Raw genomic sequence first — 23,597 nt, forward strand, 5'->3', positions numbered from 1 at the left:
TAGATTAACAGATTAGAAAGATTATTTTAACGAAAGACCGAATTATTTTGAAAGAATTAAAATCCAGGGTATTAAAATTTAAAGTTTCTCTTTTAAATATTGACCGGTGTATGACTTTTTGTTTTTACTCACTTCTTCCGGAGTTCCCTGAGCTATTACTTTCCCACCATTTTTACCACCTTCTGGGCCTAAATCTATAACATAATCAGCACATTTTACCAAATCGAGATTATGTTCAATAACTAATATAGAATGTCCTTTTTCTATAAGTTCGTTAAAAGATTTTAATAGCTTTTTGATATCGTGAAAATGTAATCCTGTAGTGGGTTCATCAAAAATAAATAGAGCTTTATCCTTAGTGTTTCCTTTTACTAAAAAGGAGGCTAGTTTAATACGCTGTGCCTCACCACCTGATAGGGTAGAGGAGCTTTGCCCTAATTGTACATATCCAAGTCCTACGTCTTGTAAAGGCTTAATTTTTCGTATAATTTTAGTTTGACCATGATCGTTAAAAAAATCGATAGCATTATCGATAGTCATTGTAAGAATATCATCTATATTTTTATCCTCAAAAGTAACTTCGAGTACATCTTTTTTAAAGCGTTTTCCACCACAGGTTTCACACTCCAGATGAACATCTGCCATAAACTGCATTTCGATAGTTACTTCACCTTCACCTTTACATGTTTCACAGCGCCCACCATCTACATTAAAAGAAAAATGTTTAGATTGATAATTACGAATTTTAGAAAGTTTTTGTCCGGCAAATAAGCTACGAATATCATCATATGCCTTGATGTACGTAACTGGATTGGATCTGGATGAACGTCCGATAGGATTTTGATCTACAAACTCTACATGTTTAATATTGCTATAATTGCCCTTTAGTTCGGTAAATTGACCGGCTTTTTCTCCATATCCTCCTAATTGCTTTAATATTGAAGGATATACGATTTTTTTAACCAATGTACTTTTTCCACTACCGGAAACTCCTGTAATTGCCGTAAAAACACCAAGCGGAATCTTTACATCAATGTTTTTTAAATTATTCTCACGGGCGCCAATAATCTCCAGATGATATTTCCAGGATTTTCGCTCTTTTGGAACTTCTATTTCTAAATCTCCGTTAAGATATTTTGCTGTAAGCGAATCAGATTGTAGAATTTCATCAAAAGTTCCACTCGCCACAAGATTTCCTCCGTAAGTACCTGCTTCCGGGCCGATATCCAGTATCTCATCGGCAGCTTTCATAATATCTTCATCGTGTTCTACAACGATTACTGTATTCCCCAGATCACGCAAGGACTGTAATACTTTAATAAGTTTTTCTGTGTCTTTAGGGTGTAATCCAATGCTTGGTTCATCTAAAATATACATGGATCCAACCAGACTACTTCCCAACGAAGTCGCCAGATTAATTCGCTGCGATTCTCCACCGGATAAAGTATTTGATTTTCTATTGAGTGTGAGGTATTGTAGACCTACATTATCTAAAAACTCTAATCTGCTATTGATTTCTTTCAATAATCGTTTCCCGATTTGAGCGTCATACTCGTTTAGCTCCAGAGTTTTAAAGAAATCTGCAAGTTCATTTAATGGTTTTTCTACCAGGTCGGTCAATGTGGCTCCACTAATTTTTACATAATTGGTTTCAGGACGTAATCTTTTTCCTTTACAACTTGCACATTTTGTTTTTCCGCGGTAGCGAGATAACATTACTCTATTCTGAATTTTATAGGCTTTGGCTTCTAACTCTATAAAAAAGCTATCAATACCTTCAAAATATTCATTACCCTTCCAAAGGAGTTCTTTCTGTTCTGATGATAATTCGAAATAGGGTTTATGGATCGGAAAATCAAATTTATAGGCATTATTGACCAATTGATCCTTATACCAACTCATAGTATCGCCTTTCCACGGAAAAACTGCTCCTTCATACACACTCAATGCAGTGTTGGGGATTACCAGATCCTCATCAATACCAATCACATCGCCGTAACCTTCGCATTCCGGACAAGCACCATAGGGATTATTAAAACTGAATAAATGAACGTTTGGTTCAAGAAATGTTATTCCGTCTAATTCGAACTTATTGCTGAATTGTCTTAATTTACTATCTTTTAGTGTTTCTACCAAGCAGGTTCCTTTACCTTCGAAAAAAGCTGAGCTTACGGCATCGGCGAGTCTATTGTAAAAGTCCTCTTCATCTCTTTTAATGATTCGATCTATAACCAAATGAACGGTATCTTTTTTCGTTATATGTGCATCTTCAATTCTGGAAACTGCATCATTGATTTTTACACGTGCATATCCCTGTTGTTGCAGAACCTTGAGTTTTTCTTCTGTGGTACGTCCGTTCTCCACGTGGATCGGAGCTAACAACAATAATTTTTCGCCTTCCTCAAAAGTTTTTACATATTCAATAACATCGGTTACCGTATCTTTTTTTACCAGATTACCAGAAATAGGAGAATAGGTTTTACCAATGCGGGCAAAAAGTAATTTAAGATAATCATAAATCTCTGTAGTAGTACCGACTGTTGATCTAGGATTCGTAGAATTAACCTTTTGTTCTATGGCAATAGCCGGAGCTATTCCTTTGATATAATCAACTTTTGGTTTATTTAATCTTCCCAAAAATTGCCTTGCGTATGAAGAAAGACTTTCAACATATCTACGTTGTCCTTCTGCATATAAAGTGTCAAAAGCCAAACTGGATTTACCTGATCCGGATAATCCTGTAATGACTACTAATTTATTTCTTGGAATTGCTGCATCTAAATTTTTGAGGTTATGCAGTTTAGCTCCTTTAATTAAAATATTTTGTTTTGGATCTAAAGTTGTGATGTCTTGAATCATAGCATATTCGCGGTGTGAGAGCAAATATAATGATTACTTAAGAAGTATTCTAGGGGATTATGATGGAAAGTTAAGTTAAAAAAATTAACAAAAAATAGTTTGATTTTGAAGGATTGTTACTATATTAGCCCCTGTAAATAAACCAAATCTAAAAAAGAATAGCCTATAGCAAACCTTTACTTTAAAGTTTAACATAGCCCGAGCCCCAAGCTTGTTGGTACTAAATTAAGTAATAGGTATGAAGGATTACACTATATCAGATGCTATTCTGGTTAACAATTACATCAAAGGTGACGAAAGCGCCTTATCTACATTAATCGAACGTCATAAGCAACGTATTTACAGTTTTATTTATTCTAAAGTTTTTGATCGCGATGTTTCTGAAGATATTTTTCAGGATACATTTATTAAAGTGATTCGCACACTTAAATTAGGAAAGTATAATGAAGAAGGTAAATTTTTACCTTGGGTAATGCGAATTGCACACAATTTGGTTATCGATCATTTTAGAAAAGGAAATCGTATGCCAAAATTCGAAGATAATGGAGAGTTTAGTATTTTCTCAATTATTAGTGATGGTGATCTTAATGCTGAGAAAAGAATTATTAAAGATCAGGTAGAAGAAGATCTTCGTAATTTAATTCAAGAATTACCAGAAGACCAAAAGGAAGTTTTGGTAATGCGTATGTACCGTGATATGAGTTTTAAAGAAATATCTGATAAAACGGGTGTAAGTATCAATACTGCATTAGGAAGAATGCGATATGCATTGATCAATTTGAGAAAGGTAATTGAAAAAAACAATATCGTTTTGACAAATTAACATTTCTTTATGCAATAAAGTAAAATTAGCCTCGTTATTTATAAAAAATAACCCTTAATTTAAGATCATTAATATGGCAAAATTTTACTTTAAGTCTTCTCGCAAGGAGGAGCAACAACAATTAGTACCGAAGAAAATAACAGTAGATTTTCTTCTCAATTATTCCAAGGCTTTAAGTGTTATAGATTATAAAAATATGAAGTTTGAAGCGCTTCTAAATTAAAACTAAACTTTGTGAAAGACCTGTTATCCTACATAACGGGTCTTTTATTTTTTTAGGTATTCATTTATTACACTTTTTCTTCCTATTGTTTTAGTAATAATATCTTTGTCAAGAATCCATCCTCTTGCAGGAGAATATTCTCTTCCGTACCAAATAATTTGCAGATGAAGATCGTTCCAAAGTTCTTTTGGAAATAATCGCTTGGCATCTTTTTCGGTTTGCGTAACATTTTTACCGTTGCTAAAACCCCATCGGTACATTAAACGATGGATATGTGTGTCTACAGGAAACGCAGGAACTCCGAATGCCTGAGACATAACTACACTTGCTGTTTTATGACCCACAGCCGGTAATTCTTCTAAGGCTTCAAAACTTTGAGGTACCTCTCCGTTATGTTTCTCTATCAATATTTTGGAAAGCCCGTGAATCCCTTTGGATTTCATAGGACTTAATCCTACCGGTTTTATTATTTCTCTGATTTCTTCTACCGATAATCGAACCATAGCATAAGGATTATCTGCTCTTTCAAATAAAAGGGGAGTGATTTGATTTACTCGTACATCAGTACTTTGTGCACTCATAAGTACAGCTATCAGCAGCGTATACGGATCTTTATGATCTAACGGAATGGGTATGGTGGGATATAATTCTTTTAATGTTTTGATGGTAAAATCTACCTTTTCCTGCTTAGTCATATCAGTACATTAGTTTATGCTAAAATATGAATATTTAGATGGTTTTGTGTACCAAGTGAAAGCTTAAATTTTTAATAAAATTATCCAGGGATTGTATTTTTTGTTTTAATTTTATAATCAAACATTAAACAAACTTATTTTTTTAAGTTTTCACATTAATCATATACCATGACAACATTAAAAGCCGGAGATAAAGCTCCGAATTTTTCAGCACTGGATCAGGATGGAAATACTATTACATTAGGAGATTATAACGGAAAAAAGCTAGTGGTGTTTTTTTATCCAAAAGCTAGTACACCAGGATGTACTGCTGAAGCCTGTAATCTTAAAGACAACTATCAGACTTTTCAATCTCAAGGATATGAGATTCTTGGAGTAAGCGCAGACAGTGCTAAGAGACAGCAAAATTTTAAAAATAAATATGAATTGCCTTATCCGTTATTGGCAGATGAAGATAAAAAAGTGATTGAAGCATTTGGTGTATGGGGTCCTAAAAAATTTATGGGTAAAGAATATGACGGGATTCATCGTACTACTTTTGTTATCGATGAAAACGGGATTATATCTGAAGTAATCACTAAAGTAAAAACAAAAGATCACGCGGCGCAAATATTGTAGGCGTTTTTGTATAGTATCAAACTTAGAAAAGCATTTGTAGGGAATACAGATGCTTTTTTATATTCCTAATGTTGGTAAATGCTTTATAGAATGATAATTCAAAGCTGCTGCAATACAATTTTTTAATTCTCTTGTCGGGATGTTTGTTTGCATCGAAAAAATTATAGCTCGATTTCCTTCAAATCGGAATGTATCTTTGTATAATACTCTGAATGTAGTTATTAGTTTACTGGTACACTGAAAATACATTGCGTATTGATCAGGTTGCTTTTCTTTCCAATCGATTCTGATCGTGCTTCCTTTTTTTGTTAAAAAACTGGGCTCTCCCCATTTTAGTGTTTCTTCAAGGTGTGTGATATCTTTAATCCCATTAGCGGTTTCTATAATCAAGTTTCTAAGATGTCCTATTTTTTCACGCACATGATCAGGATAATTTTGATACACTTTTTTACAGCAGGATTAGTTTTGATTTGCACTTCTGTCATAGGTTTAAAATAACATAAAAGTAAGAAAAGCAATCAGGTTTACATAAAGTGGATAGATATAAAAAACCGGTTGTACTATTTTATTTTTTTATACCTTTCAGTTTCACTCCTTTCCAACCCATAAACACATTGAAACTTCCACTTTTATTATCAATAAATTCAAAAGATTCTGGTTCTTTTGGGTCTTCAAAAAAAGTAGACTCTGATTCAGCATTTAAGATAGCAATCAATTCTCCATTCTGATACACTACCAAATTGTTTTGTTCAATATCAAACGTCAATTGCAAATTGCCCATATCCGCAAAAGTATAAGTGCCTACGTATTTTTTTAAAATATCATCATATAATTCGATTGATTTTCGATTTAGCTCTTTCGGGATTTGGTAGGGTTTATTTTCAAGTATTTTGGCAAAATCCTCCACTGTTTTCTGGAAAGGAATCTCTTCATAATTCGCTAAAAAGATAAAATTATAATGATAATCCAAGTGGGTATAAATTTCAACTCGAATTCCATCAGAACCTCCACTTTTCTCAATTATGTTGAATTTGTTTTTTAATAGCGAGGCATAGGGTTCTTTTTTAATATGGTTCAAAAATTTATTTAAGTCTGAAGCAGTAGAAAATATCCGAGCTGTTTGTAGTTCATCAGGTAGAACGTTATCTACCTGTACTATAGTATTATTATCTTTTTCGTGGTTTTTTGCAAGATTTTTCAGTCTATTTTCTTTAAGATGAAAATGTGCTCCAGAATTTTCCATTTGTAATGGCAAAAACACTTCATCCAATAAACATTGGACAAATGTTTTGTCAGATATTTCCTGAATGATAAAATAGACGAGCTCGTAAGCAATATTAGAATATTGCTTATCCGTTCCAGGTTCAAAAAGTAAATGTTGTTTTTTAGTATACTCAATAATTTCTGCTGATGTTAGGTTGATCGCATCACCTTGGATATTCTCAAACCGTCTAGGAAGTCCTGAGGTATGATTTAGCAACATCTTAATGGTTATCTCTTCACCATTTGGGAAGTCTGGAATGAACTTTTCAATTGATTCACTTTTTTGACTTTACCTTCCATTTCAAATTTTTCGATTAAGTAATGAGCCATTAGTTTCGAAACAGACTGAATATCAAATTGACTTTCAGTTGTTACGTATGTTGTGTTTTTTTTATCCTGATTAAGATTGTATGCTTTATGTATGAGTAGGGTGTCATTTTTTGAAGCGAAAATAACTCCATTGAATTTTCCAATTTCTTGAAGCGTAGCAAAATAGTCATCAATATTGTTTTTTAAAGATGTGGTTTTTGGTGTTAAAATTTTTGCTTCGTTTTTACTTTTATCGCTACAAGAGAGTAGGGTAAAGGACAGAAAAAATATGGAAATAATTTGTTTCATTATTGTTTTTGTTCTGACACTAAATATAAGAATTCTAACAAGGCAAACTCATATGAATCAAATGCTTAATCAAAAAGTTTTATTTAGATCTAAGTCTCTGGTTGAATCCTTCCATTTAAAAAAATCCTAGTAGATATTAAAAGTAAATCTGAAGACTTGAGAAGGAAAGGTTACGCTAGTTCTTAGTACAGTTTTTTAACTTCCTGGTAGCTTTTTCCCTTCCGAAGATAATTCGGTAATCTTCTTGATTCTATTTTTTCTGGTTTTTTCAGTTTTTGCAAGTTTAATCCATCTTAGTACAAATCTTTTACTGGAAGGATTAATTGAATTAAAAAAATCCTCAGCCCCATCAAGTTTAGAGAGTTTCTTAGATAAGTCTTTTGGAATAATCAAATTATCCACGTCATCCATAAAGTTCCAAAGTCCATTTGATTTTGAGACCTCGATAGCCTTCAATCCGGACTCGTGCATTTTTCCTTTCTCTATTAGTTTAGCTGCTCTTTCTTTATAGGTTTTCGCCCAATGCTCAATTTTTCTTCGGGATATTAATTGCATAGTTTTCTGATCATCAAGCTTTCGTCTGATGCCATCGATCCACCCAAAACATATCAATTCATCTAAAACATCCCATCTAGACAAGTACTTATCTGGCTCACTTTTCTTGTAGGTCACAAGCCAAACACTTTTGTGTTGAGCGTGATTCTTCATCAGCCACGTTCTTAGATCTTTTTGGGAGGTAATTTCAATTTTGTCGAAGTTCTCTGTTTTTATCATTTGGTTTTGATCTCCAATTATACTTTGAAAAAGTGTAAACTATGTCTTTTTAAATTCATTAAAAATGAGCTATTAACGCACCTATAAATTTTACAACAGTCTGTATATTAGTTTTTTGATTTCCTAAAGCAGTAAAATAACACAAACTGTTGTAATAAGTTTTCTTTTAGTTTACTATAAAATTTGTTTCGTATTCTACTATTTTCTTAGTGAGTCTTTCATTTAAATACTCATTTTTATTACTTAGATACTTGGAAATTAGTTTAGCTTCTTCGTAATATCTAATGACTTTCTTTTTACTCCAATGCTCCGGTGGTGTTTGTAGATTAGTTATTCTGTCAGCTATTTTAACAAGACCTACTTCTTTTGGTAATTTATTTATCCGATTTAGACTATCTATCATCTTTTTCTTCTTAGATTCAAGATTTTCATTTTTGGTCAAAGCCTGAACGGCGTGCGCTATTTGCTCACCAAATTCGGTTTTAATCTCTTCAAAATCCGTATTTGTATCTTCAATTGTATCGTGTAAAATAGCAGTTTGGATTGCAAAATCAATATCAAAACAATTATCAAAATTATATGAAAGCAGTATTTCCATTGCAACATTTGAGATGTGTAATAAGTAATTGGAATTAGTTCCGGGGACTTTTTGAGTACTGTGCTTTTCTCCTGCAAATTTCATAGCCTTCTGATACAGTTCTTGAGTCATATAATTTTATTTTTAGTATTCGTTAAGATTATAGGGCAGGGGATAAGCGATACGTTTCGGATTGGTACTAAGCTAAATATAATATTTTGTTTTTATTTTTTTTGTTGAAAATGTCAAATTTTCTATTTGCGACTTTGCAAATAAATACAGACTTTTCGATTCAACTCAAATGCCTTATGTTTTTGCCTACTGGCTTTTTTAATCACCATATACTATTATTCCTGACCCCGATTCCAAAGCTTTATCCAAAATCTGACACAACTTTGCAAGGTCAGTATCAGATTCTTTTTTTTAGTTACTTTTTTACTGATTTGCTTTACTAGTTGAAAATTCCATCTAAAGTCAGAGTAATAATCAAATCGAGAATCAATAATTTCTTTTTCTTTTAAGCTTTCAAAAGTCTTTGAATTCAAACCAGAAATGAATTCCAGATTTGCTTGTTCAGGATAACTTGGTTTAGGTTGTTCATCATTTATCAAATAGAAATCGAGCATGATATCATTTTATTTATTCTCTTAAAAATACTCATAAGCATATCCTTCTATTTCTCCACTTAGTTGATTTCCATTCTCATTTTTTAAGTCATATATTTCTTGCGCTCCTCCAATTGAAGCAAAACCATTCAATCCCAAAAGAATAGTGTAAAAAAATATCAGTAAATGAAGATTCTAAAACTTTTCTCATTATTTCAGTCTGTTGGTTAGTTAAATTAAGAGACTTAATAAGTTGTCCAACTTCTGTTTCTGATTTTTCGGACAGGTATTCTTTCAGAAAACCTTGTTTTCAGAATAAAATGCTTTTACAAATTCTTCAGTATTCATTTTTTGTGCTTGCAGATAACGCTTATTATACGTGTCGTAACAGAGCAAAATTTTACCCTATTTTCGATACAAACTGCGCAGTGATTGCTAGCTTTTTCTTTTGAGCAAGCATTGTGCCTTCATAAAAATACACAAACCATTCGATTGATTACTTAGCCGCTATGATCACATATAAGATGCGGAGCAATTTATAAAGTGTTAAATGTTGACGATTTGCAACAAAAGGAAGAGAATTGCCAACATTTAAACACTTCAAAGTAATCATTATGAGATACTTAAAATATAAATATTAACTTTTAAAAACTGAGCTAGTGCTTTTCATAGGACACTTTGTTGTAGCGCAATTTTTTTCAGTTATTCATTCTTGGTCTTCCTTCCAAATGATTTTTTATATATCGATAATGCGACGTCTTTAGTCTTTCCGCTTTATATTCTTTTTCGACTAATTCCGATATTTCCTCAAAATATTCTTCTTGTGCGTGTCTAAAAATCAGCCAGATGTTCAGCTTTGGGCAATCAATTCTTTCGTCACTAATCCAACCATATTTTTTAGTTAGTTCAATTAGTTTTTTAGTATTTCGGATGTCTATTTCAAGCTGTAAAGCCCAAACCGAATCGATTGCTTTTTGGGAATATTTTTCTTTGTTGTTTATGTATTCCGATAAGGTACCTCTATGCAATTGATCTTCATTTCGCATTTCGGTGAGCATTTCACACATTTTCTTTTTATTCCGAATAGTTTTTTGAGCATATATAGAACAAGTAATTAAGAAAATTAATATCAGAAACGTGTTTTTCATAACGTGTTATAGCGTTTAATATACGTGTCGTAACAGAGCAAAATGTTACCCTATTTTCGATACGAACTGCGCAGTGATTGCTAGCTTTTTTTTGAGCAAGCATCGTGCCTTACCAAAAATTCAATGACCATTTGATTCATCACCTAGCCGCTATGATCAAATATATGTTGTTGTAAGTAGTTTTTATTCCGTTAGTGGTTATCCGTAATTAGATATTTGTCTCCTGCTTTTTTCTTTAAAAGTAACATTCCGATTATGTGACTAAATTCTCCAGAAAATCCAATTTGATAAGTTTCATTTCCATTTTTTATCGGTCTAGACAATCCGTTAAACCGTCCATAGATTCGTTGATTCTTATTAAATTCAGTCGCATTTAGTTCCAGTTCGTATTTTTCAAATTCAATTCTTTTTGTATCCTTTCCGTCAAATTCTTTATAGTCAGACCATAAGGTAATGTATGCAATTGGTTTATTTGTTAAATCAATTTGTAAAGCTGTTACACTTGTTCCTACGGATGCTATTGTTACGATTAGAGAATCTGTTTTTTTATTATCATAAGACGTATAAGAGTAATAATCAAAATCTGATTGAGTGATTTTCATTTTTGTAGAATCAATTTTCAATTCAGGCAAAATCTTAATGTCTTGCGAATAGATGTTGATTCCGAAAATCAAAATTAAAAATGTTATGTAATATTCTTTTTTCAAATTATGGGTAACGACATATATATGAATCAGAGCAAGGTAAGAAACCCTGAACCAATCGATCTATCTGTGTATTTTTATTTTTTGTTTAATTTATAAAAACCTAGCGCCACCGTAAAAGGCAAATGACCTTTCGATCTATTACTATATTGCTCTGATTTCATATAGAATGTTGTAATTAGTTTATTTCCAGAATTCCCACCATTTTTTTTGATTTTGATGTGTCAATTCTTGAGTTACTTCCCATTTCCCTTGCTCATATTCAGAGGTTCCGTTATCATGATAACAGTTCCAATGATTAAATGATTCGTCTGCTAGTCCTATTTTAACTACTCTGTCTTTATGCATCATTACTCCAACTCCGTGTTCATCGTCCCAAGAACAACCTAATTCAAATCCTACATAGGCGTGATCATCCTTTTCACTATCCATTATGTGCAAAAACGCAACACCAAGATTATTTTTATAGTCAGCAATGGTATTTATTTCAGGCATAAAATCTTCGTAAATTTTTTTAGCATTCGGATACTCCTCCAAAAGACCATTCAATAATGAGTCTCGAATTAGTTCCGAATTCTCTTTCAAGAATTTAATCGCATTGAACTAGGCTTGAGATAACACATAGACATAATCAATTGATTCTCCAATTATATGAACTTTAATTGTTCCATCCGATTCTTTTTCAGAATCTTTAGAACCATAAACTCCATTTCGACTCTCGAATCCTTTCCAAGCAGTCAAATTGATCCAACCATCATAATCTTCTCCAATAATTATATTTGGCTGTATTTCGGTTATTTCTTGGTTATTCATTTTGCTTAGTCAAAATTACTTACAATGTAGTTATATACATACCTTTTTCACTGTAAGCGTTCGTAAATACTTACAACCGTTTTAAATCAGATAGTATTATGTTGTATTTTGGAATGAAATATCTAAACCGTTTCTGCTGCTTTATAGCCAAAGAAGTTATTTTCCTTAATCATTTCTGGAATAAGCTCAGGTAATTGTTCTTCCCAACCGGGTTCACCGTCCTGTATTTTTTGAAGTACTTCTCTAGAGAATATATCCATAATTGTCGGATCATAATCTACAATATCCTGTAGTTTTCCGTTATACTTAAAGAACTTATACAATTCCTTCATTCTAGGATGCACTTTAAGATTTTCGCTTGTTGTCAATTCTCCTGTTTCGTGATCTTTTAATGGATATAAGTATACTTTTAGATCTTTAAAAAATAGTTTTCCAAATGCTTCCAGAATACCACCACTAAGATGTCGGTAATATTTCTCATCAAAAATATCTACCAAATTATTTACACCCATAGAAAGTGCCATTCGCTCTTTGGTGTAGTTAGAGAAATATTCTACAACTCTATAATATTCTTGGAAGTTAGAAATCATTACCGTTTGCCCAAGTGAGCATAACAGTCTGGCTCTTGCCATGAAATCTTCTTCATCGATTTCTCCTTCTGCCCTTAAGTTTGATAAGGTTATCTCAAAAATTTCTATGGTTTTTTCTTTGCGAACCTTATTTTCATTGAGGAACATATTCAGTGATTTCTTGTAAATATCCATATTTACTTTGGTCACAGGTCTAAAGCTTCCTCTTAGGGCAAGAATATTTTTCTTGTATAATACAGCTGCCGGTAATACGTTATTACCATCAGGGCCAAACATAACGGCTTCTGTCATTCCGTTTTTAACCAGTTGTAAACTCATCAATCGGTTATCTACCTTTTTAAATCGAGGGCCAGAAAAATTAATGGTATCGATCTCAATTTGATCCTTATCGAGATGGTCATAAAGATAACGAAGTAGTTTTTTTGGATTATCGTATTTGTAATAAGCTCCGTAAATCAAATTTACACCTAATACTCCAAGTGTCATTTGTTGCAACCTAGCATCATTTTCGTGGAAGCGAATATGTAAGATAATTTCGTTATAATCTTCGTCTGGTTTGGTTTGGTAACGAATACCTACCCAACCGTGTCCTTTATATTTCTTGGCAAAATCAATAGTTGCCACGGTATTAGCGTAACTAAAGAATAATTTATTAGGATGTTTCTCTCTTTTAATACGCTCTTCTATAAGACGTACTTCGTGTTTCAGCATTTTTTTAAGACGTGCCTCAGTCACATATCTTTTGTCATCTTCGATTCCATAGATCGCATCACTAAAGTCTTTATCATAGGCACTCATGGCTTTTGCAATTGTACCGGATGCACCACCAGCTCTAAAAAAATTACGGGCGGTTTCCTGACCTGCACCAATCTCGGCAAAGGTGCCGTAAATATTGGCATTCAAATTGATTCGAAGGGCTTTGCTTTTAAGCGAAGGGACAGATTCAAATTCTTTATCCCCCATTATAGTAATAGGCATAGCGAAATGGGCTTTTTTTGTTTATGTAAAGTTACTAATACATTAAGGATTATTAAAAAAAACCTTGAGCAAATTTTCGCATTTTATAATTGGTATAAATAACCAGAGGATATATGAATTACTTTTTGACCAAAAAAATTATAATTACATTTGCTTTCGCTCAATATAGCATATGGAAATTACATTTCTTGGCACAGGAACATCACAAGGCATTCCAATCATAGGAAGTACGCATCCGGTTTGCCTAAGTAAAGACCCTAGAGATAAGAGGTTACGGGTTTCTGTTCTTGTGTCCTGGGATGATTATCAGTACGTTATCGACTGTGGACCAGATTTCAGGCAGCAGATGTTAGCAAACAATGTCTCCTGGATTGACGGTATTGTTTTTACTCACGAGCATGCAGATCATACGATGGGAATGGACGATATCAGGCCTTTTTTCTTCCGACAAGGAGATATACCGGTATATGCACATCCACGAGTGTTACAATCATTAAGAACAAGATTTAGTTATATTTTTGCTTCAGAGAATAAGTATCCGGGGGCTCCCAGTGTTATCGAAAATGAACTAACTAACCAACCATTTACACTGGGTAACCTGGATGTGATTCCTATAAATTTAATGCATAATAGATTGCAAGTCTTTGGATTTCGGTTTGGGGATTTTGCTTATCTCACAGATGTCAAAACTGTGGAGAAAGAAGAACGAAAAAAACTAAAAGACGTTAAGGTATTGGTAGTAAGCGCATTAAGGATAGAACCACATCATTCTCATTTTAATCTGGAAGAAGCCTTAGAATTTATAGATGAAATCAAACCTGAGAAGGCTTATTTAACCCATATAAGTCATCTGTTGGGATTTCACGAAGAAGTACAACAGCAATTACCAAAAAATGTTTTTATTGCCTACGATAATCTAAAAATTACAATTTGATATGCGAAGCAGAATATTTTTATACTTATTTATTTTTTCTGTGTTATTCATACTGTTCCAGTTTATGAATGCTAAAAAAGCCAAAGAATCGTACGACGGTAAGATTGAAAATCTAATGGCCAAAATAGAGGAGAAGGAGGATGCGCTAAAGTCCAGAGATATGGAAAGGGATTCTTTAATTGATAAAATTCTGGATCTTACCTATTTTTCTCTAGAAAGTGATGAAGAAGCTATAAGCTATTTTGAAGAGCAAGGATATAATGCCAAAGAATTGGTGCTAACTATTAGTGACCAAATTGTAAGTCAGAATAAGGCCGGTGCAGATAATCCGATAGTTCCTTTTGTTGGTATGGAAGGAAATATGTCTATTAATAAAGTTCGATTGCTTAACCATAAATGGATCATAGCAGATTTTACCGATGGAGTTTATTGGGGGCAGTTGTTTATCATTTACGATGTAAGAAAAGATGGAGTAGTGGATTTTGAAGTCGAAAAATCATTTTTGTATCCTAAAAGTTAGGGTACTTTAAAAATAGTAAGATAAAGACCTACAGCAAGCTGCAGGTCTTTTGGTTTGGTAAGTAAGTAGATTATTTTGTTTTTTAAATTTTCACTAGTTTTTTCTTTATAAATTCTCCATCTGCTTCAATAATAGCGAAATAAATTCCGGTGGTTACCTTTGTACCAGTATCTGTTTGACCATTCCAAGTATATTCGAAACGATCTTTATCAAAATTTGATTTTTTAATGGTTTTTACAAGATTTCCTGAGATATCATAAATGTGTATTCCTACATTATTGATGTTTTTCTTATTTGCAGAAAAAGTTACTTGCTCTGAAAACGTATTAGGATATATTTTAAAATCATGGTCTTTAAACTTCGAAGTACTCTCATTTTTATGATACCAAGGCAGGCCCAATCGTTGATCCAACCAAAGCAATATAAATTCATTGTCATCAGGAAGCTTTTCACCTACGTGTCTTCCTACACTAAAAGGATAGTTGTTATCATTTAAAACTCCAATCAGGTATGGGTTTAGTACAACGATACTTTCTATAGTTACAAAAGGAAACGCAAAGTCCCGACCTATGCCAATATCTCCGGGTAGACCAGGTTCAGAAATTCTTCTTGGATCTTTAATTTTTAGTAGGTTTACATTTAATCGTTTTTGAACCAGAGTAGAATCTCTATTTAATTCAACTTCATAGATGGCTTTAAATCCTTCTAAATCTCCCTGAGATCCATCTCTTTCAATAACTAATCCTCTATTGCCACTAAACATAATAAAATCTCCAATGGCAGTTGCTCTTTCATTTAATGGATATTGATATACATTTTTGGTAAAAGATTTGCTAGTCAAATTAAATTCGTGGATTAGCAGATTGTTATTCTCACTATCATCTAAAGGCTTTTCTAATAAAGGCAATAATGAAGTATTATCTGTGGTGAGAGCCATTCCTTCAAAACCACCGCTTTGTTTTACCTTGAAAGGATTATTTAGTTTTGTCATCCGATATGGCCAATACATTCCTCCTAACCAAGGTGTGTTTTCGCCATTCTGATCTTGTAAGTTAGTACCATCGCCTACGTTCCCAACTTTAGGAAAATCACCAAATAAACATACAGTTCTAATTTCAGGATATTGTTTCTGGGCAATTAGTAATGTTCTAAAATCAAAACTTTGAATGTCAGCTCGATCTGTTAAGTTATTGGCGATGATTACATCTGCTATAGCTTTAGTAAAAGTTTCTGGACTAACAGTTCTCTCTGCAAAAACATCTCCTCGATCATCTAAGTCAGTTCTTGGGTTGATTTTTGTTTCAATATTGAAACGAATCTTAGCAGCATTTTTCCACCGTTTTATTGCCTCTGGATGAGAAGATCCGTCTCCATTTTTATAATAGTTCACGTAGAACGCTACAAAGTCAAATAACTGTTGCAGCGATGGCATAATATAGGGGTTAATAAATCCTCGTTCATTGGCAAAAGCGACAGATACTGGAGATAATGAAAGATCATTGGTCTGTTCTGGTCTTCCAGATAAAATTTTATCTGCTATAAAAGTATTTTGAATTTGGTCTAGCGTAAAATCCTTTACCAATACTTCATCGTCAATTGTATATGGCGTTCCATCAGCCTTTCTGGTTTTTGCTGCTTCGATATGTGGATCGTGATCTAGTATAGGAATGTTATCTAAAGTTATTCCGCAATCTGTTTCTAGCGTAGGCATTAAAAAATCTAGGGCAGCTTCCATAGAAGGTAATGTGTTTTCGGGACGTAAATTTCTTGCACCACGATGTCCTTGTGCATCAAATAGAGTGACATCAATTAGCCCATCAGTATCTATATAGTCTGCCAGTCCATCCTGATCTTTATCAAAATTCCGAACAGCTTCTAACAGCAAATCAGGGCGATCAGAAATGATGCCTTGCACACCTAATTCTAATAATCGGTTCATATTAGAAGAATCATTAACTGTATATACCACTACGTCATGTCCTGCCTGATTCAGCGAAGAAACATTGAATATTTCGCTAGAAGCCGCTATCAAATCATCAGGTGGTGTATTTCTACTTTCTACTAATGTATTTTCGTTATTGTCATCCAGCATAACAAACCAAGGAGACATTATCGGAGCTTTACTTCCATTGGATGCTGCGTGCGCTCTCATTGCGTTCATTATTCTAATGGCACTCGACTCTTCGTTAAATGGGTTTTGAGGGGATCGCAATTCTTTACCAACATTCTCTATATCCGGTAAAGCATATGGGGCATCTAATAAAATTCCATTTTTATCAAAATGTAGTAAAAAAGGACCAAATTCATCACCAATCCAATAATCACCGTTAGCAGTTCGCTGGATAGATTCAATATCAAAATCAGCACCGGTTAAAATTCTATCTTGGCTAAATTGGTTTGTAATTGTAAAGGGAATTAATCCATTTGGATCACTTAGCTCAATATTACCTAAAACCTTAATATCTCCTTCACCTCTTCCGAAAAAAGTTTCGAAACGGGGTTTTATCTTATAAAGACGTAAGTTGTAATCGGCCGAGTTTTCAATGCTTCCAAAACCATTATCAGACATCGTTGTAAAGGTTCCATCAAAATTGTTAAGTACGGCAGAGAAACCTTGTACGGGTTGTTTGTTTTCAAAAGGAAATTCTTGTGCATTAATTGGACCGTCGCCAATAAATAAACCTGAAGTTGGACCCTCCGAAAAACTAGCTGCTTCTAAAACTGCTCTGGAAAATAATAAATCCCCAAAATTTCTGAATGATCTACCTTTACCTTTGGCATAAATTTCTTGCCCGTAATAATTATCTGATGATAGATCAAATTGTGGTTTGTTTTTGTCTTCAACGGTCTGTGAAAAAACGGTGTAACAAAAGAACAAGCTAAAACATACCGCAAAGTGTAATGATGTTCTGTATTTACATACAACAAAATAAGAATGATTTTTCATGTGTAAAACGATTAAAATTAAATTGGTTAATGATACCCTAAAAGTAGAATTCTGGTATTACCAAATCGTTTAGTAAGTCTCAAGAAATGTTTAGTTTTAGGTTAGGTGTTTTATTATTTTGTTTTAAGGAATCTTATAGAAACGAAATCGTTGTAGTAAACTGTTGTGATTTTTCTTGCGATTTCTGAATTTAGCTGAAAATTCAATAATTCGAAAGCACTGTTTACACTTACCTCCTTATTTTAAAGGGATTCTATTATATTTGAAACTTATCTATTTTAGAAAAAATTCATTATATGAAGTCAAGATCTTTTTCCTTTCTCCTTTTCGGAATTGTAACGTTTATATGTCTTTCTTGTAAAAAAAACACTAGTGATTTTATCACTAATATCGATAGCTACCAAAAAGATAGGTTTATTGAGATTCCAAGAGATCAAGGAAAGTACATTATCAAATTATATTCAGATAAAATTATAGAGACTTCATTTATTCCAAAAGGAGAAACTTTTAATCCACAGTCTCACGCAGTAGTTCTGGAAAAAGGAATTGTTTCGCAACTAACCGAAACGGACAAAACCATTGTGTATGGCTCAGATGGTATCCAAGTTCATATCATCAAAGAACCTTTTCATATATCCTATACATATAAAGGTAAAGAATTGATTTCTGAAAAGAATGGATATGTCAAAACAGATTCTACAGAGATTCTGAATTTCAATTTAGATAAAGAAGAAGTAATATATGGAGCGGGAGCAAGAGTCGTAGGCATGAATAGAAGAGGTAATCGGTTGCAGCTGTATAACCGAGCACATTATGGATATGAAACTCGTTCTGAACTCATGAATTACACAATGCCATTAGTGTTATCTTCAAAAACATATGCGGTTCATTTTGATAATGCACCTATAGGATTTCTGGATATAGACAGTAAAAAAGATAATACATTGAGTTATGAAACTATTAGTGGTAGAAAGACCTATCAGGTAGTAGCTGGAGATGATTGGAAAGATTTGATGGATCAGTATACAGATTTAACCGGCAAACAACCATTACCACCAAGATGGGCGTTTGGAAATTTTGCCAGTCGTTTTGGATATCATTCAGAAAAAGAAACAAAAGAGACTGTTGCTAAGTTTAAGAATGATTCTATTCCGCTAGATGCCGTCATACTTGATATTTATTGGTTCGGAAAAGATATTAAAGGACATATGGGGAACTTTGAGTTTCTTAAAGATTCATTTCCTAATCCTAAACAAATGATCAATGACTTCAAAAGTCTAGGAGTTAAAACCATATTAATTACAGAACCATTCGTTTTATCTACATCAAAAAAATGGGAAGAAGCCGTAGCCGAGAAAGTTTTAGGAAAAGATTCCTTAGGCAATCCTTTTACCTATGATTTCTATTTTGGCAATACCGGAATTATAGATATTTACGATCAAAAAGGCGCAGCCTGGTTCTGGAATATCTATAAAACCTATACTAAAGAATATGGAGTAGCAGGATGGTGGGGAGATTTGGGAGAACCAGAAGTGCATCCTTCAGCATTATTACATGCAACAGGATCTGCAGATGAAGTACATAATATCTATGGTCACGATTGGGCAAGATTGGTTCAAGAAGGATATCAAAAAGATTTCCCAGATACACGTCCGTTTATCTTAATGCGAGCAGGATATTCTGGATCACAAAGATTTGGAATGATTCCTTGGTCAGGAGATGTGAGTAGAAGTTGGGGAGGATTACAACCACAGACAGAAATTGCATTATCCATGGCGATTCAGGGGTTAGGATATATGCATTCGGATCTTGGTGGATTTGCCGGTGGCGAAAAGTTTGATGCAGAGTTATATACTCGTTGGTTGCAGTATGGAGTATTTCAGCCAATTTACAGGCCACACGCTCAAGAACATATTGCTCCAGAACCGGTTTTTCACGATAAGAAAACCAAAGCACTTGCTAAAAAAAGTATAGAATTAAGGTATCAAATGCTTCCATACAATTATACCTTGGCTTTTGAAAACAATCAAACCGGAGTTCCGTTAATGAGGCCATTGTTTTTTGAAGATTCGGATACTAAAGAATTGCAAACCGTTTCCAACACCTACTTATGGGGTGATAATTTCTTGGTATCTCCCATTGTAAAACCAGGGGTGGCATCAAAAGATGTGTACTTCCCTAAAGGATTTAATTGGTATGATTTCTTTACTGGTCAAAAATATGAAGGAGGAAGATATATTACTGTAGAAACTGTAGAAGATCATATACCGGTATTTGTAAAAGGAGGATCATTTATTCCGATGGTTGAAACGGTTCAGCATACAGAAGCATATAGCACTAAGGGATTGTTGGTACATTATTATCACGATACTACGGTCGAAAACAGTTTTGGAAAATTATATGATGATGATGGTAAAACTCCTAATGCCTTTGAAAAAGGAAAGTTCGAAATCCTAAATTTCGAAAGTAAGAATACAAATAACGTACTTTCTATTAGCCTAAAGGCAGAAACAGGAAACGACTATGCTAAAACAGCCCGTAATATCTCATTAATTGTACATAATATTGAAACCGCTCCAAAATCTGTGACTGTTGGAGGCAAAACCGTTGAAGCCGATTGGAATGAAAAAGATAAAACTTTATCTATAGAATTTGACTGGAATTCTGCGGTGATTGAGAAGGTGGAGATAACGTTTTAAGTATATTTGATTTTTAATAGCATATATCTTATTGTTATACGCTATTCTAATCAGGTAAATGGGAAAACATAAAAATTCAGAGTGGTATATACAAGCCAGTAAAGAACTTATACAAACACATGGTGATATTCCACCACCGTGGATATATGCTCCTAATTTTCATCCATACAGTATGGGGTGGAGAATGGGAGGAGGAGAAACTCATATAATGATTTTGAATGAATGGCTTGATCAAGAAGGATTAAATTTTGATGATCGTATAGCATATTTAAAAAAATATCCTGCTCCTGCAAGATGGTACCAATGGATCATACATTTTTTATGGAAGGTGGATTCGTATGAATTTGAAGAACTTGATTATATCCCATATTTTGAAAAGCTTGAAAAATTAGGCTTTAAAAACACGAATGATTTTACAAAGGATTTTAATAGAGACGACCTGGATTAAATTGGTGCTAGTATGAAACTCTATTCAGAACAAGAAACAAACAAAGAGTATATCAGTCGAATCAATTTGGCATTGCAATATATTGATGAGCATCTGGATGGCGATGTATCATTAGCATCTGTTTCGAAAGTAGCCTTTTATTCACCTTTTCATTTTCATAGAATTTTTAAAGCCGTCATTGGCGAAACATTAAATGAGTACATCAATAGAAGACGCATTGAAAAAATGGCCTCTATATTAATGCATCAAAAAGAAATATCTATTACCGAACTATCATCACAATATGGTTTTAATAGTAATTCTTCTTTTACCAGAGCATTCAAAAAGTTTTATGGAGTGAGTCCAACCGAATTCCGAAAACAACTTCCGAGTAAATTTAGCAAGATTCGTAAAGCCGAAAGCAAGATCGGACAAGAGAATTTGATCTTCGAAAAATACATTTGCAATATTAATAATCATTTAAACTGGATTACAATGAATGCAAAAATTGAAGTTAAAAAAACACCTGAGTTACATTTTGCGAGTATCACTCATATAGGAATTAATGGAATCGAAAACGCTTTTGAAAAATTAATACAGTGGGGGAGATCCAAAGGGATTTTAGAAAATCCTGGAACCAAAATGGCAAGAGTGTTTCATGATAGTTTTAAGATTACTTCACCGGATAAGGTGCGAATGAGTATCTGTATGTTAATGGAGAAGCCAGTGATTGCTGAAGGTGAATTTATTCCGGGTACTATCAAAAAAGGGAGAAGTATTGTGGGGCGTTTTGAAATTACACCAAATGATTTTGAAAAGGCCTGGAGTAGTCTTTTTGTATGGATGAGTGAACAAGGGTACCAAAAAGCAGAAGAAAAACCCTTCGAAATTTATCATAATGATTTCCGAACACATCCGGAGAATAAATTTTTGGTAGACTTTTATATACCTATTATATAAATAAATAAACTGAGGTAGTTGTTTTGTAATACCCCAGTTTGTCATATTCTAATTACGTTAATCCATCAATAAATATTTGTTGTAATTACTTGTAGATAAATATTCTTTTCTGAGTTGACGCAGAAAAGTTACAATTTCATCTCTTTTAAGATAGTTGTCTTTAAGGCAATCTTTAAAATCTTGGTCATTAACCGTAAGAACTACGTACCATTTTCCGCTACGACTGGTGTATAAATTTTCTAGAACCGGATTTACTTCATTGGCTTCTAAAGCAGCGTCTATAATCATTGGTGCAAGATTGATTGTACTAGAGGTTCTTTCTACCTCATGAAAAGAAAGATAATATTCTTCCTTATTTATGATAAAAGGAGCGTTCCAAGCTACGTCTTTATCATTCAGTTTAAATTTGTAATTAATAAACTGATAAAACTCATTAGCGTTTTTAGGATCTTCAAAAATAAAAGAGCTTCTTTTTGGAAGTCCTTTTTTGAATTTTTTAGCCACCATTACCTTATCTTCTTTGATGTTGGGTGCTATTCTGGTAGGTATACAAGATGAAAATAGTAGTAAAAAAAATGTAATATACGATAAAGCCCTCATAATTTGATTTTGATATTGCTGATCAAATTTAATGCCGTAATGTTATTTTGCAGATACACAGAACATCCTTATTTTAGGTATAGTGATAAAAGGTTATCTATAAAATTCAAAAAATCATGAAAACCACGGATGTACCCATTACTGTTGAAGAAACTTTCACTGTTTCAATTGATAAGGTTTGGAAAGCGATAACGGATGTAAAAGAGATGCGACTTTGGTTTTTTGATACTATTGAATCCTTTATACCAGAAGTGGGATTCGAGACACAATTTTTAGTACAGGTAGAAGATAGAAAATACACACATTGCTGGAAGATTACTGAGGTTATACCGAATAAGAAGATTACCTATACTTGGAGTTATGAAGAATACCCTGGTGATGCCTATGTTACCTTTGAGTTGTTTAAGGAAGATGAGGGGACAAGGCTTATACTTTCTCTAACGGTAACCCAAGATCTCCCATCAGATATTCCCGAATTCACAAGAGAAAGTTGCCAACAAGGATGGAATTACTTTATAGGAGAAAGATTGAAAACATATTTAGGAAAATAATTTGATTGGATTTTAGGATTTATTAATTATCTGGGATTTTTATACATTAGCTGTGGTCACCTATATTCTAAAGTTTTAAGTAATGGAAAAGAACAAATCCGTAGAAGAATTTATTTCAAAGAAATCTGAATGGAAAGAAAGTTTAGAATTATTAAGATCCATCATGCTTTCTACAGAAATGAAGGAAACCATAAAATGGGGAGCTCCTGTATATACTATTGGAGGTAAAAATGTAATAGGTTTGGGAGCTTTTAAATCGTATGTAGGAGTTTGGTTTTATCAAGGTGTGTTTTTAAAGGATGCACATAACAAATTGATAAATGCTCAGGAAGGTAAGACTAGAGGGTTGCGACAGTGGCGGTTCAATAATATTTCAGAAATAGACAGAGATCTAGTATTGAAATACGTACAGGAAGCAATTCAGAATCAAAAAGATGGTAAAGAAATAACAATAAAAAAATCTAAGGATATCGAAATGCCTAACGAACTACAAGTTCTTAGATACTAATCCTCAAATGAAGGTACGCTTTGGCAAGTTAACACCATTTAAGCAAAAGGAATATAAAGAATATATAGCCACTGCAAAACGAGAAGCTACTCGAATTTCAAGAGTAGAAAAAATTATACCTATGATCCTAAAAGGAATTGGGTTGAATGATACATATCGATAA

Annotated in this window: 26 protein-coding genes; 11 read left to right on the top strand and 15 right to left on the bottom strand. The window is 33.3% G+C overall.

Going from position 1 to position 23,597, the window contains the following annotated elements; genetic code table 11:
• Positions 1-78 precede the first annotated feature (78 nt).
• Positions 79-2,859, bottom strand: coding sequence for an excinuclease ABC subunit UvrA (gene uvrA, locus ACE94K_RS13695; RefSeq protein ID WP_378173218.1), 2,781 nt, complete (start codon positions 2,857-2,859; stop codon positions 79-81).
• A 238-nt stretch (positions 2,860-3,097) separates the two neighbouring features.
• On the opposite strand from uvrA, the gene ACE94K_RS13700 reads away from it, so the two are divergent.
• Together ACE94K_RS13700 and ACE94K_RS13705 are read left to right on the top strand one after the other, a co-directional pair.
• Positions 3,098-3,682 (top strand): RNA polymerase sigma factor, encoded by a 585-nt coding sequence (locus ACE94K_RS13700; protein ID WP_378173221.1) that lies wholly within the window; start codon positions 3,098-3,100, stop codon positions 3,680-3,682.
• Between the two features lie 73 nt (positions 3,683-3,755).
• Positions 3,756-3,905 (top strand): hypothetical protein, encoded by a 150-nt coding sequence (locus tag ACE94K_RS13705; protein WP_280933025.1) that lies wholly within the window; start codon positions 3,756-3,758, stop codon positions 3,903-3,905.
• A gap of 44 nt (positions 3,906-3,949) precedes the next feature.
• Here ACE94K_RS13705 and nth read toward each other — a convergent pair whose 3' ends face one another.
• On the bottom strand, positions 3,950-4,600 hold the full coding sequence (nth, locus tag ACE94K_RS13710; RefSeq protein WP_378173224.1) for an endonuclease III domain-containing protein: 651 nt from the start codon (positions 4,598-4,600) through the stop codon (positions 3,950-3,952).
• A gap of 168 nt (positions 4,601-4,768) precedes the next feature.
• Between nth and bcp the strand changes: the two genes are divergently transcribed.
• Complete coding sequence (bcp, locus tag ACE94K_RS13715) at positions 4,769-5,218, top strand: thioredoxin-dependent thiol peroxidase (protein ID WP_378173226.1); 450 nt, start codon at positions 4,769-4,771, stop codon at positions 5,216-5,218.
• A 57-nt stretch (positions 5,219-5,275) separates the two neighbouring features.
• On the opposite strand, the gene ACE94K_RS13720 is transcribed toward bcp, so the two are convergent.
• From ACE94K_RS13720 to ACE94K_RS13770, 11 genes are all read right to left on the bottom strand, one after another.
• Positions 5,276-5,638: a DUF1801 domain-containing protein gene (locus ACE94K_RS13720; protein WP_378173229.1), complete on the bottom strand. Its 363-nt coding sequence runs from the start codon at positions 5,636-5,638 to the stop codon at positions 5,276-5,278.
• A gap of 145 nt (positions 5,639-5,783) precedes the next feature.
• Complete coding sequence (locus ACE94K_RS13725) at positions 5,784-6,701, bottom strand: serine hydrolase domain-containing protein (protein ID WP_378173231.1); 918 nt, start codon at positions 6,699-6,701, stop codon at positions 5,784-5,786.
• 8 nt (positions 6,702-6,709) lie between these two features.
• Positions 6,710-7,099: a hypothetical protein gene (locus ACE94K_RS13730; RefSeq protein WP_378173234.1), complete on the bottom strand. Its 390-nt coding sequence runs from the start codon at positions 7,097-7,099 to the stop codon at positions 6,710-6,712.
• 195 nt (positions 7,100-7,294) lie between these two features.
• The gene (locus tag ACE94K_RS13735; protein ID WP_378173237.1) at positions 7,295-7,873 is read right to left on the bottom strand and encodes a YdeI family protein; all 579 of its coding nucleotides are present in this window, start codon (positions 7,871-7,873) and stop codon (positions 7,295-7,297) included.
• Between the two features lie 166 nt (positions 7,874-8,039).
• On the bottom strand, positions 8,040-8,582 hold the full coding sequence (locus ACE94K_RS13740; protein ID WP_378173239.1) for an HD domain-containing protein: 543 nt from the start codon (positions 8,580-8,582) through the stop codon (positions 8,040-8,042).
• Positions 8,583-8,797: 215 nt separating this feature from the next.
• The gene (locus tag ACE94K_RS13745; protein ID WP_378173242.1) at positions 8,798-9,076 is read right to left on the bottom strand and encodes a hypothetical protein; all 279 of its coding nucleotides are present in this window, start codon (positions 9,074-9,076) and stop codon (positions 8,798-8,800) included.
• A gap of 677 nt (positions 9,077-9,753) precedes the next feature.
• Complete coding sequence (locus ACE94K_RS13750; RefSeq protein WP_378173245.1) at positions 9,754-10,203, bottom strand: hypothetical protein; 450 nt, start codon at positions 10,201-10,203, stop codon at positions 9,754-9,756.
• A gap of 191 nt (positions 10,204-10,394) precedes the next feature.
• Entirely contained in the window at positions 10,395-10,805 is a 411-nt protein-coding gene (locus ACE94K_RS13755; protein ID WP_378173247.1) for a hypothetical protein, read from the bottom strand.
• Between the two features lie 285 nt (positions 10,806-11,090).
• Entirely contained in the window at positions 11,091-11,501 is a 411-nt protein-coding gene (locus ACE94K_RS13760) for a DUF6985 domain-containing protein (protein ID WP_378184288.1), read from the bottom strand.
• A 9-nt stretch (positions 11,502-11,510) separates the two neighbouring features.
• Positions 11,511-11,720: a hypothetical protein gene (locus ACE94K_RS13765; protein ID WP_378173250.1), complete on the bottom strand. Its 210-nt coding sequence runs from the start codon at positions 11,718-11,720 to the stop codon at positions 11,511-11,513.
• Positions 11,721-11,842: 122 nt separating this feature from the next.
• On the bottom strand, positions 11,843-13,288 hold the full coding sequence (locus ACE94K_RS13770; RefSeq protein WP_378173253.1) for a TonB-dependent receptor: 1,446 nt from the start codon (positions 13,286-13,288) through the stop codon (positions 11,843-11,845).
• Between the two features lie 172 nt (positions 13,289-13,460).
• Between ACE94K_RS13770 and ACE94K_RS13775 the strand changes: the two genes are divergently transcribed.
• Both ACE94K_RS13775 and ACE94K_RS13780 read left to right on the top strand, forming a co-directional pair.
• Positions 13,461-14,222 carry an MBL fold metallo-hydrolase gene (locus ACE94K_RS13775; RefSeq protein ID WP_378173256.1) on the top strand — a complete coding sequence of 254 codons (762 nt, stop codon included), beginning with the start codon at positions 13,461-13,463 and terminating at the stop codon, positions 14,220-14,222.
• A 64-nt stretch (positions 14,223-14,286) separates the two neighbouring features.
• On the top strand, positions 14,287-14,742 hold the full coding sequence (locus ACE94K_RS13780; protein ID WP_378173259.1) for a hypothetical protein: 456 nt from the start codon (positions 14,287-14,289) through the stop codon (positions 14,740-14,742).
• A gap of 82 nt (positions 14,743-14,824) precedes the next feature.
• Here the strand turns inward: ACE94K_RS13780 and ACE94K_RS13785 are convergent, their stop codons facing one another.
• The gene (locus tag ACE94K_RS13785) at positions 14,825-17,689 is read right to left on the bottom strand and encodes an esterase-like activity of phytase family protein (protein WP_378173261.1); all 2,865 of its coding nucleotides are present in this window, start codon (positions 17,687-17,689) and stop codon (positions 14,825-14,827) included.
• A 296-nt stretch (positions 17,690-17,985) separates the two neighbouring features.
• On the opposite strand from ACE94K_RS13785, the gene ACE94K_RS13790 reads away from it, so the two are divergent.
• The 3 genes from ACE94K_RS13790 to ACE94K_RS13800 are packed head-to-tail and all read left to right on the top strand — an operon-like array spanning position 17,986 to position 21,775.
• Positions 17,986-20,388: a TIM-barrel domain-containing protein gene (locus ACE94K_RS13790; RefSeq protein WP_378173264.1), complete on the top strand. Its 2,403-nt coding sequence runs from the start codon at positions 17,986-17,988 to the stop codon at positions 20,386-20,388.
• Between the two features lie 58 nt (positions 20,389-20,446).
• The gene (locus tag ACE94K_RS13795) at positions 20,447-20,836 is read left to right on the top strand and encodes a hypothetical protein (RefSeq protein ID WP_378173267.1); all 390 of its coding nucleotides are present in this window, start codon (positions 20,447-20,449) and stop codon (positions 20,834-20,836) included.
• A gap of 12 nt (positions 20,837-20,848) precedes the next feature.
• Positions 20,849-21,775 (top strand): GyrI-like domain-containing protein, encoded by a 927-nt coding sequence (locus ACE94K_RS13800; protein ID WP_378173269.1) that lies wholly within the window; start codon positions 20,849-20,851, stop codon positions 21,773-21,775.
• A 57-nt stretch (positions 21,776-21,832) separates the two neighbouring features.
• Here the strand turns inward: ACE94K_RS13800 and ACE94K_RS13805 are convergent, their stop codons facing one another.
• Complete coding sequence (locus ACE94K_RS13805) at positions 21,833-22,375, bottom strand: hypothetical protein (RefSeq protein WP_378173272.1); 543 nt, start codon at positions 22,373-22,375, stop codon at positions 21,833-21,835.
• 116 nt (positions 22,376-22,491) lie between these two features.
• Here ACE94K_RS13805 and ACE94K_RS13810 point away from each other — a divergent pair, with 116 nt between their 5' ends.
• From ACE94K_RS13810 to ACE94K_RS13820, 3 genes are all read left to right on the top strand, one after another.
• Positions 22,492-22,926 (top strand): SRPBCC domain-containing protein, encoded by a 435-nt coding sequence (locus tag ACE94K_RS13810; protein ID WP_378173275.1) that lies wholly within the window; start codon positions 22,492-22,494, stop codon positions 22,924-22,926.
• 82 nt (positions 22,927-23,008) lie between these two features.
• On the top strand, positions 23,009-23,434 hold the full coding sequence (locus tag ACE94K_RS13815) for a DUF1801 domain-containing protein (protein ID WP_378173277.1): 426 nt from the start codon (positions 23,009-23,011) through the stop codon (positions 23,432-23,434).
• 7 nt (positions 23,435-23,441) lie between these two features.
• Complete coding sequence (locus ACE94K_RS13820) at positions 23,442-23,597, top strand: YdeI/OmpD-associated family protein (protein WP_378173280.1); 156 nt, start codon at positions 23,442-23,444, stop codon at positions 23,595-23,597.

It is taken from the genome of Aquimarina besae (genome assembly GCF_042434905.1).
Lineage (GTDB): Bacteria > Bacteroidota > Bacteroidia > Flavobacteriales > Flavobacteriaceae > Aquimarina.

Excerpts from the sequence above, each read along its gene's own strand:
- uvrA (WP_378173218.1), bottom strand. The coding sequence starts at position 2,859 with ATGATTCAAGACATCACAACTTTAGATCCAAAACAAAATATTTTAATT.
- ACE94K_RS13700 (WP_378173221.1), top strand. The coding sequence starts at position 3,098 with ATGAAGGATTACACTATATCAGATGCTATTCTGGTTAACAATTACATC.
- ACE94K_RS13705 (WP_280933025.1), top strand. The coding sequence starts at position 3,756 with ATGGCAAAATTTTACTTTAAGTCTTCTCGCAAGGAGGAGCAACAACAA.
- nth (WP_378173224.1), bottom strand. The coding sequence starts at position 4,600 with ATGACTAAGCAGGAAAAGGTAGATTTTACCATCAAAACATTAAAAGAA.
- bcp (WP_378173226.1), top strand. The coding sequence starts at position 4,769 with ATGACAACATTAAAAGCCGGAGATAAAGCTCCGAATTTTTCAGCACTG.
- ACE94K_RS13725 (WP_378173231.1), bottom strand. The coding sequence starts at position 6,701 with ATGTTGCTAAATCATACCTCAGGACTTCCTAGACGGTTTGAGAATATC.
- ACE94K_RS13730 (WP_378173234.1), bottom strand. The coding sequence starts at position 7,099 with ATGAAACAAATTATTTCCATATTTTTTCTGTCCTTTACCCTACTCTCT.
- ACE94K_RS13735 (WP_378173237.1), bottom strand. The coding sequence starts at position 7,873 with ATGATAAAAACAGAGAACTTCGACAAAATTGAAATTACCTCCCAAAAA.
- ACE94K_RS13740 (WP_378173239.1), bottom strand. The coding sequence starts at position 8,582 with ATGACTCAAGAACTGTATCAGAAGGCTATGAAATTTGCAGGAGAAAAG.
- ACE94K_RS13745 (WP_378173242.1), bottom strand. The coding sequence starts at position 9,076 with ATGCTCGATTTCTATTTGATAAATGATGAACAACCTAAACCAAGTTAT.
- ACE94K_RS13750 (WP_378173245.1), bottom strand. The coding sequence starts at position 10,203 with ATGAAAAACACGTTTCTGATATTAATTTTCTTAATTACTTGTTCTATA.
- ACE94K_RS13755 (WP_378173247.1), bottom strand. The coding sequence starts at position 10,805 with ATGAAAATCACTCAATCAGATTTTGATTATTACTCTTATACGTCTTAT.
- ACE94K_RS13765 (WP_378173250.1), bottom strand. The coding sequence starts at position 11,720 with ATGAATAACCAAGAAATAACCGAAATACAGCCAAATATAATTATTGGA.
- ACE94K_RS13770 (WP_378173253.1), bottom strand. The coding sequence starts at position 13,288 with ATGCCTATTACTATAATGGGGGATAAAGAATTTGAATCTGTCCCTTCG.
- ACE94K_RS13775 (WP_378173256.1), top strand. The coding sequence starts at position 13,461 with ATGGAAATTACATTTCTTGGCACAGGAACATCACAAGGCATTCCAATC.
- ACE94K_RS13780 (WP_378173259.1), top strand. The coding sequence starts at position 14,287 with ATGAATGCTAAAAAAGCCAAAGAATCGTACGACGGTAAGATTGAAAAT.
- ACE94K_RS13785 (WP_378173261.1), bottom strand. The coding sequence starts at position 17,689 with ATGAAAAATCATTCTTATTTTGTTGTATGTAAATACAGAACATCATTA.
- ACE94K_RS13790 (WP_378173264.1), top strand. The coding sequence starts at position 17,986 with ATGAAGTCAAGATCTTTTTCCTTTCTCCTTTTCGGAATTGTAACGTTT.
- ACE94K_RS13795 (WP_378173267.1), top strand. The coding sequence starts at position 20,447 with ATGGGAAAACATAAAAATTCAGAGTGGTATATACAAGCCAGTAAAGAA.
- ACE94K_RS13800 (WP_378173269.1), top strand. The coding sequence starts at position 20,849 with ATGAAACTCTATTCAGAACAAGAAACAAACAAAGAGTATATCAGTCGA.
- ACE94K_RS13805 (WP_378173272.1), bottom strand. The coding sequence starts at position 22,375 with ATGAGGGCTTTATCGTATATTACATTTTTTTTACTACTATTTTCATCT.
- ACE94K_RS13810 (WP_378173275.1), top strand. The coding sequence starts at position 22,492 with ATGAAAACCACGGATGTACCCATTACTGTTGAAGAAACTTTCACTGTT.
- ACE94K_RS13815 (WP_378173277.1), top strand. The coding sequence starts at position 23,009 with ATGGAAAAGAACAAATCCGTAGAAGAATTTATTTCAAAGAAATCTGAA.
- ACE94K_RS13820 (WP_378173280.1), top strand. The coding sequence starts at position 23,442 with ATGAAGGTACGCTTTGGCAAGTTAACACCATTTAAGCAAAAGGAATAT.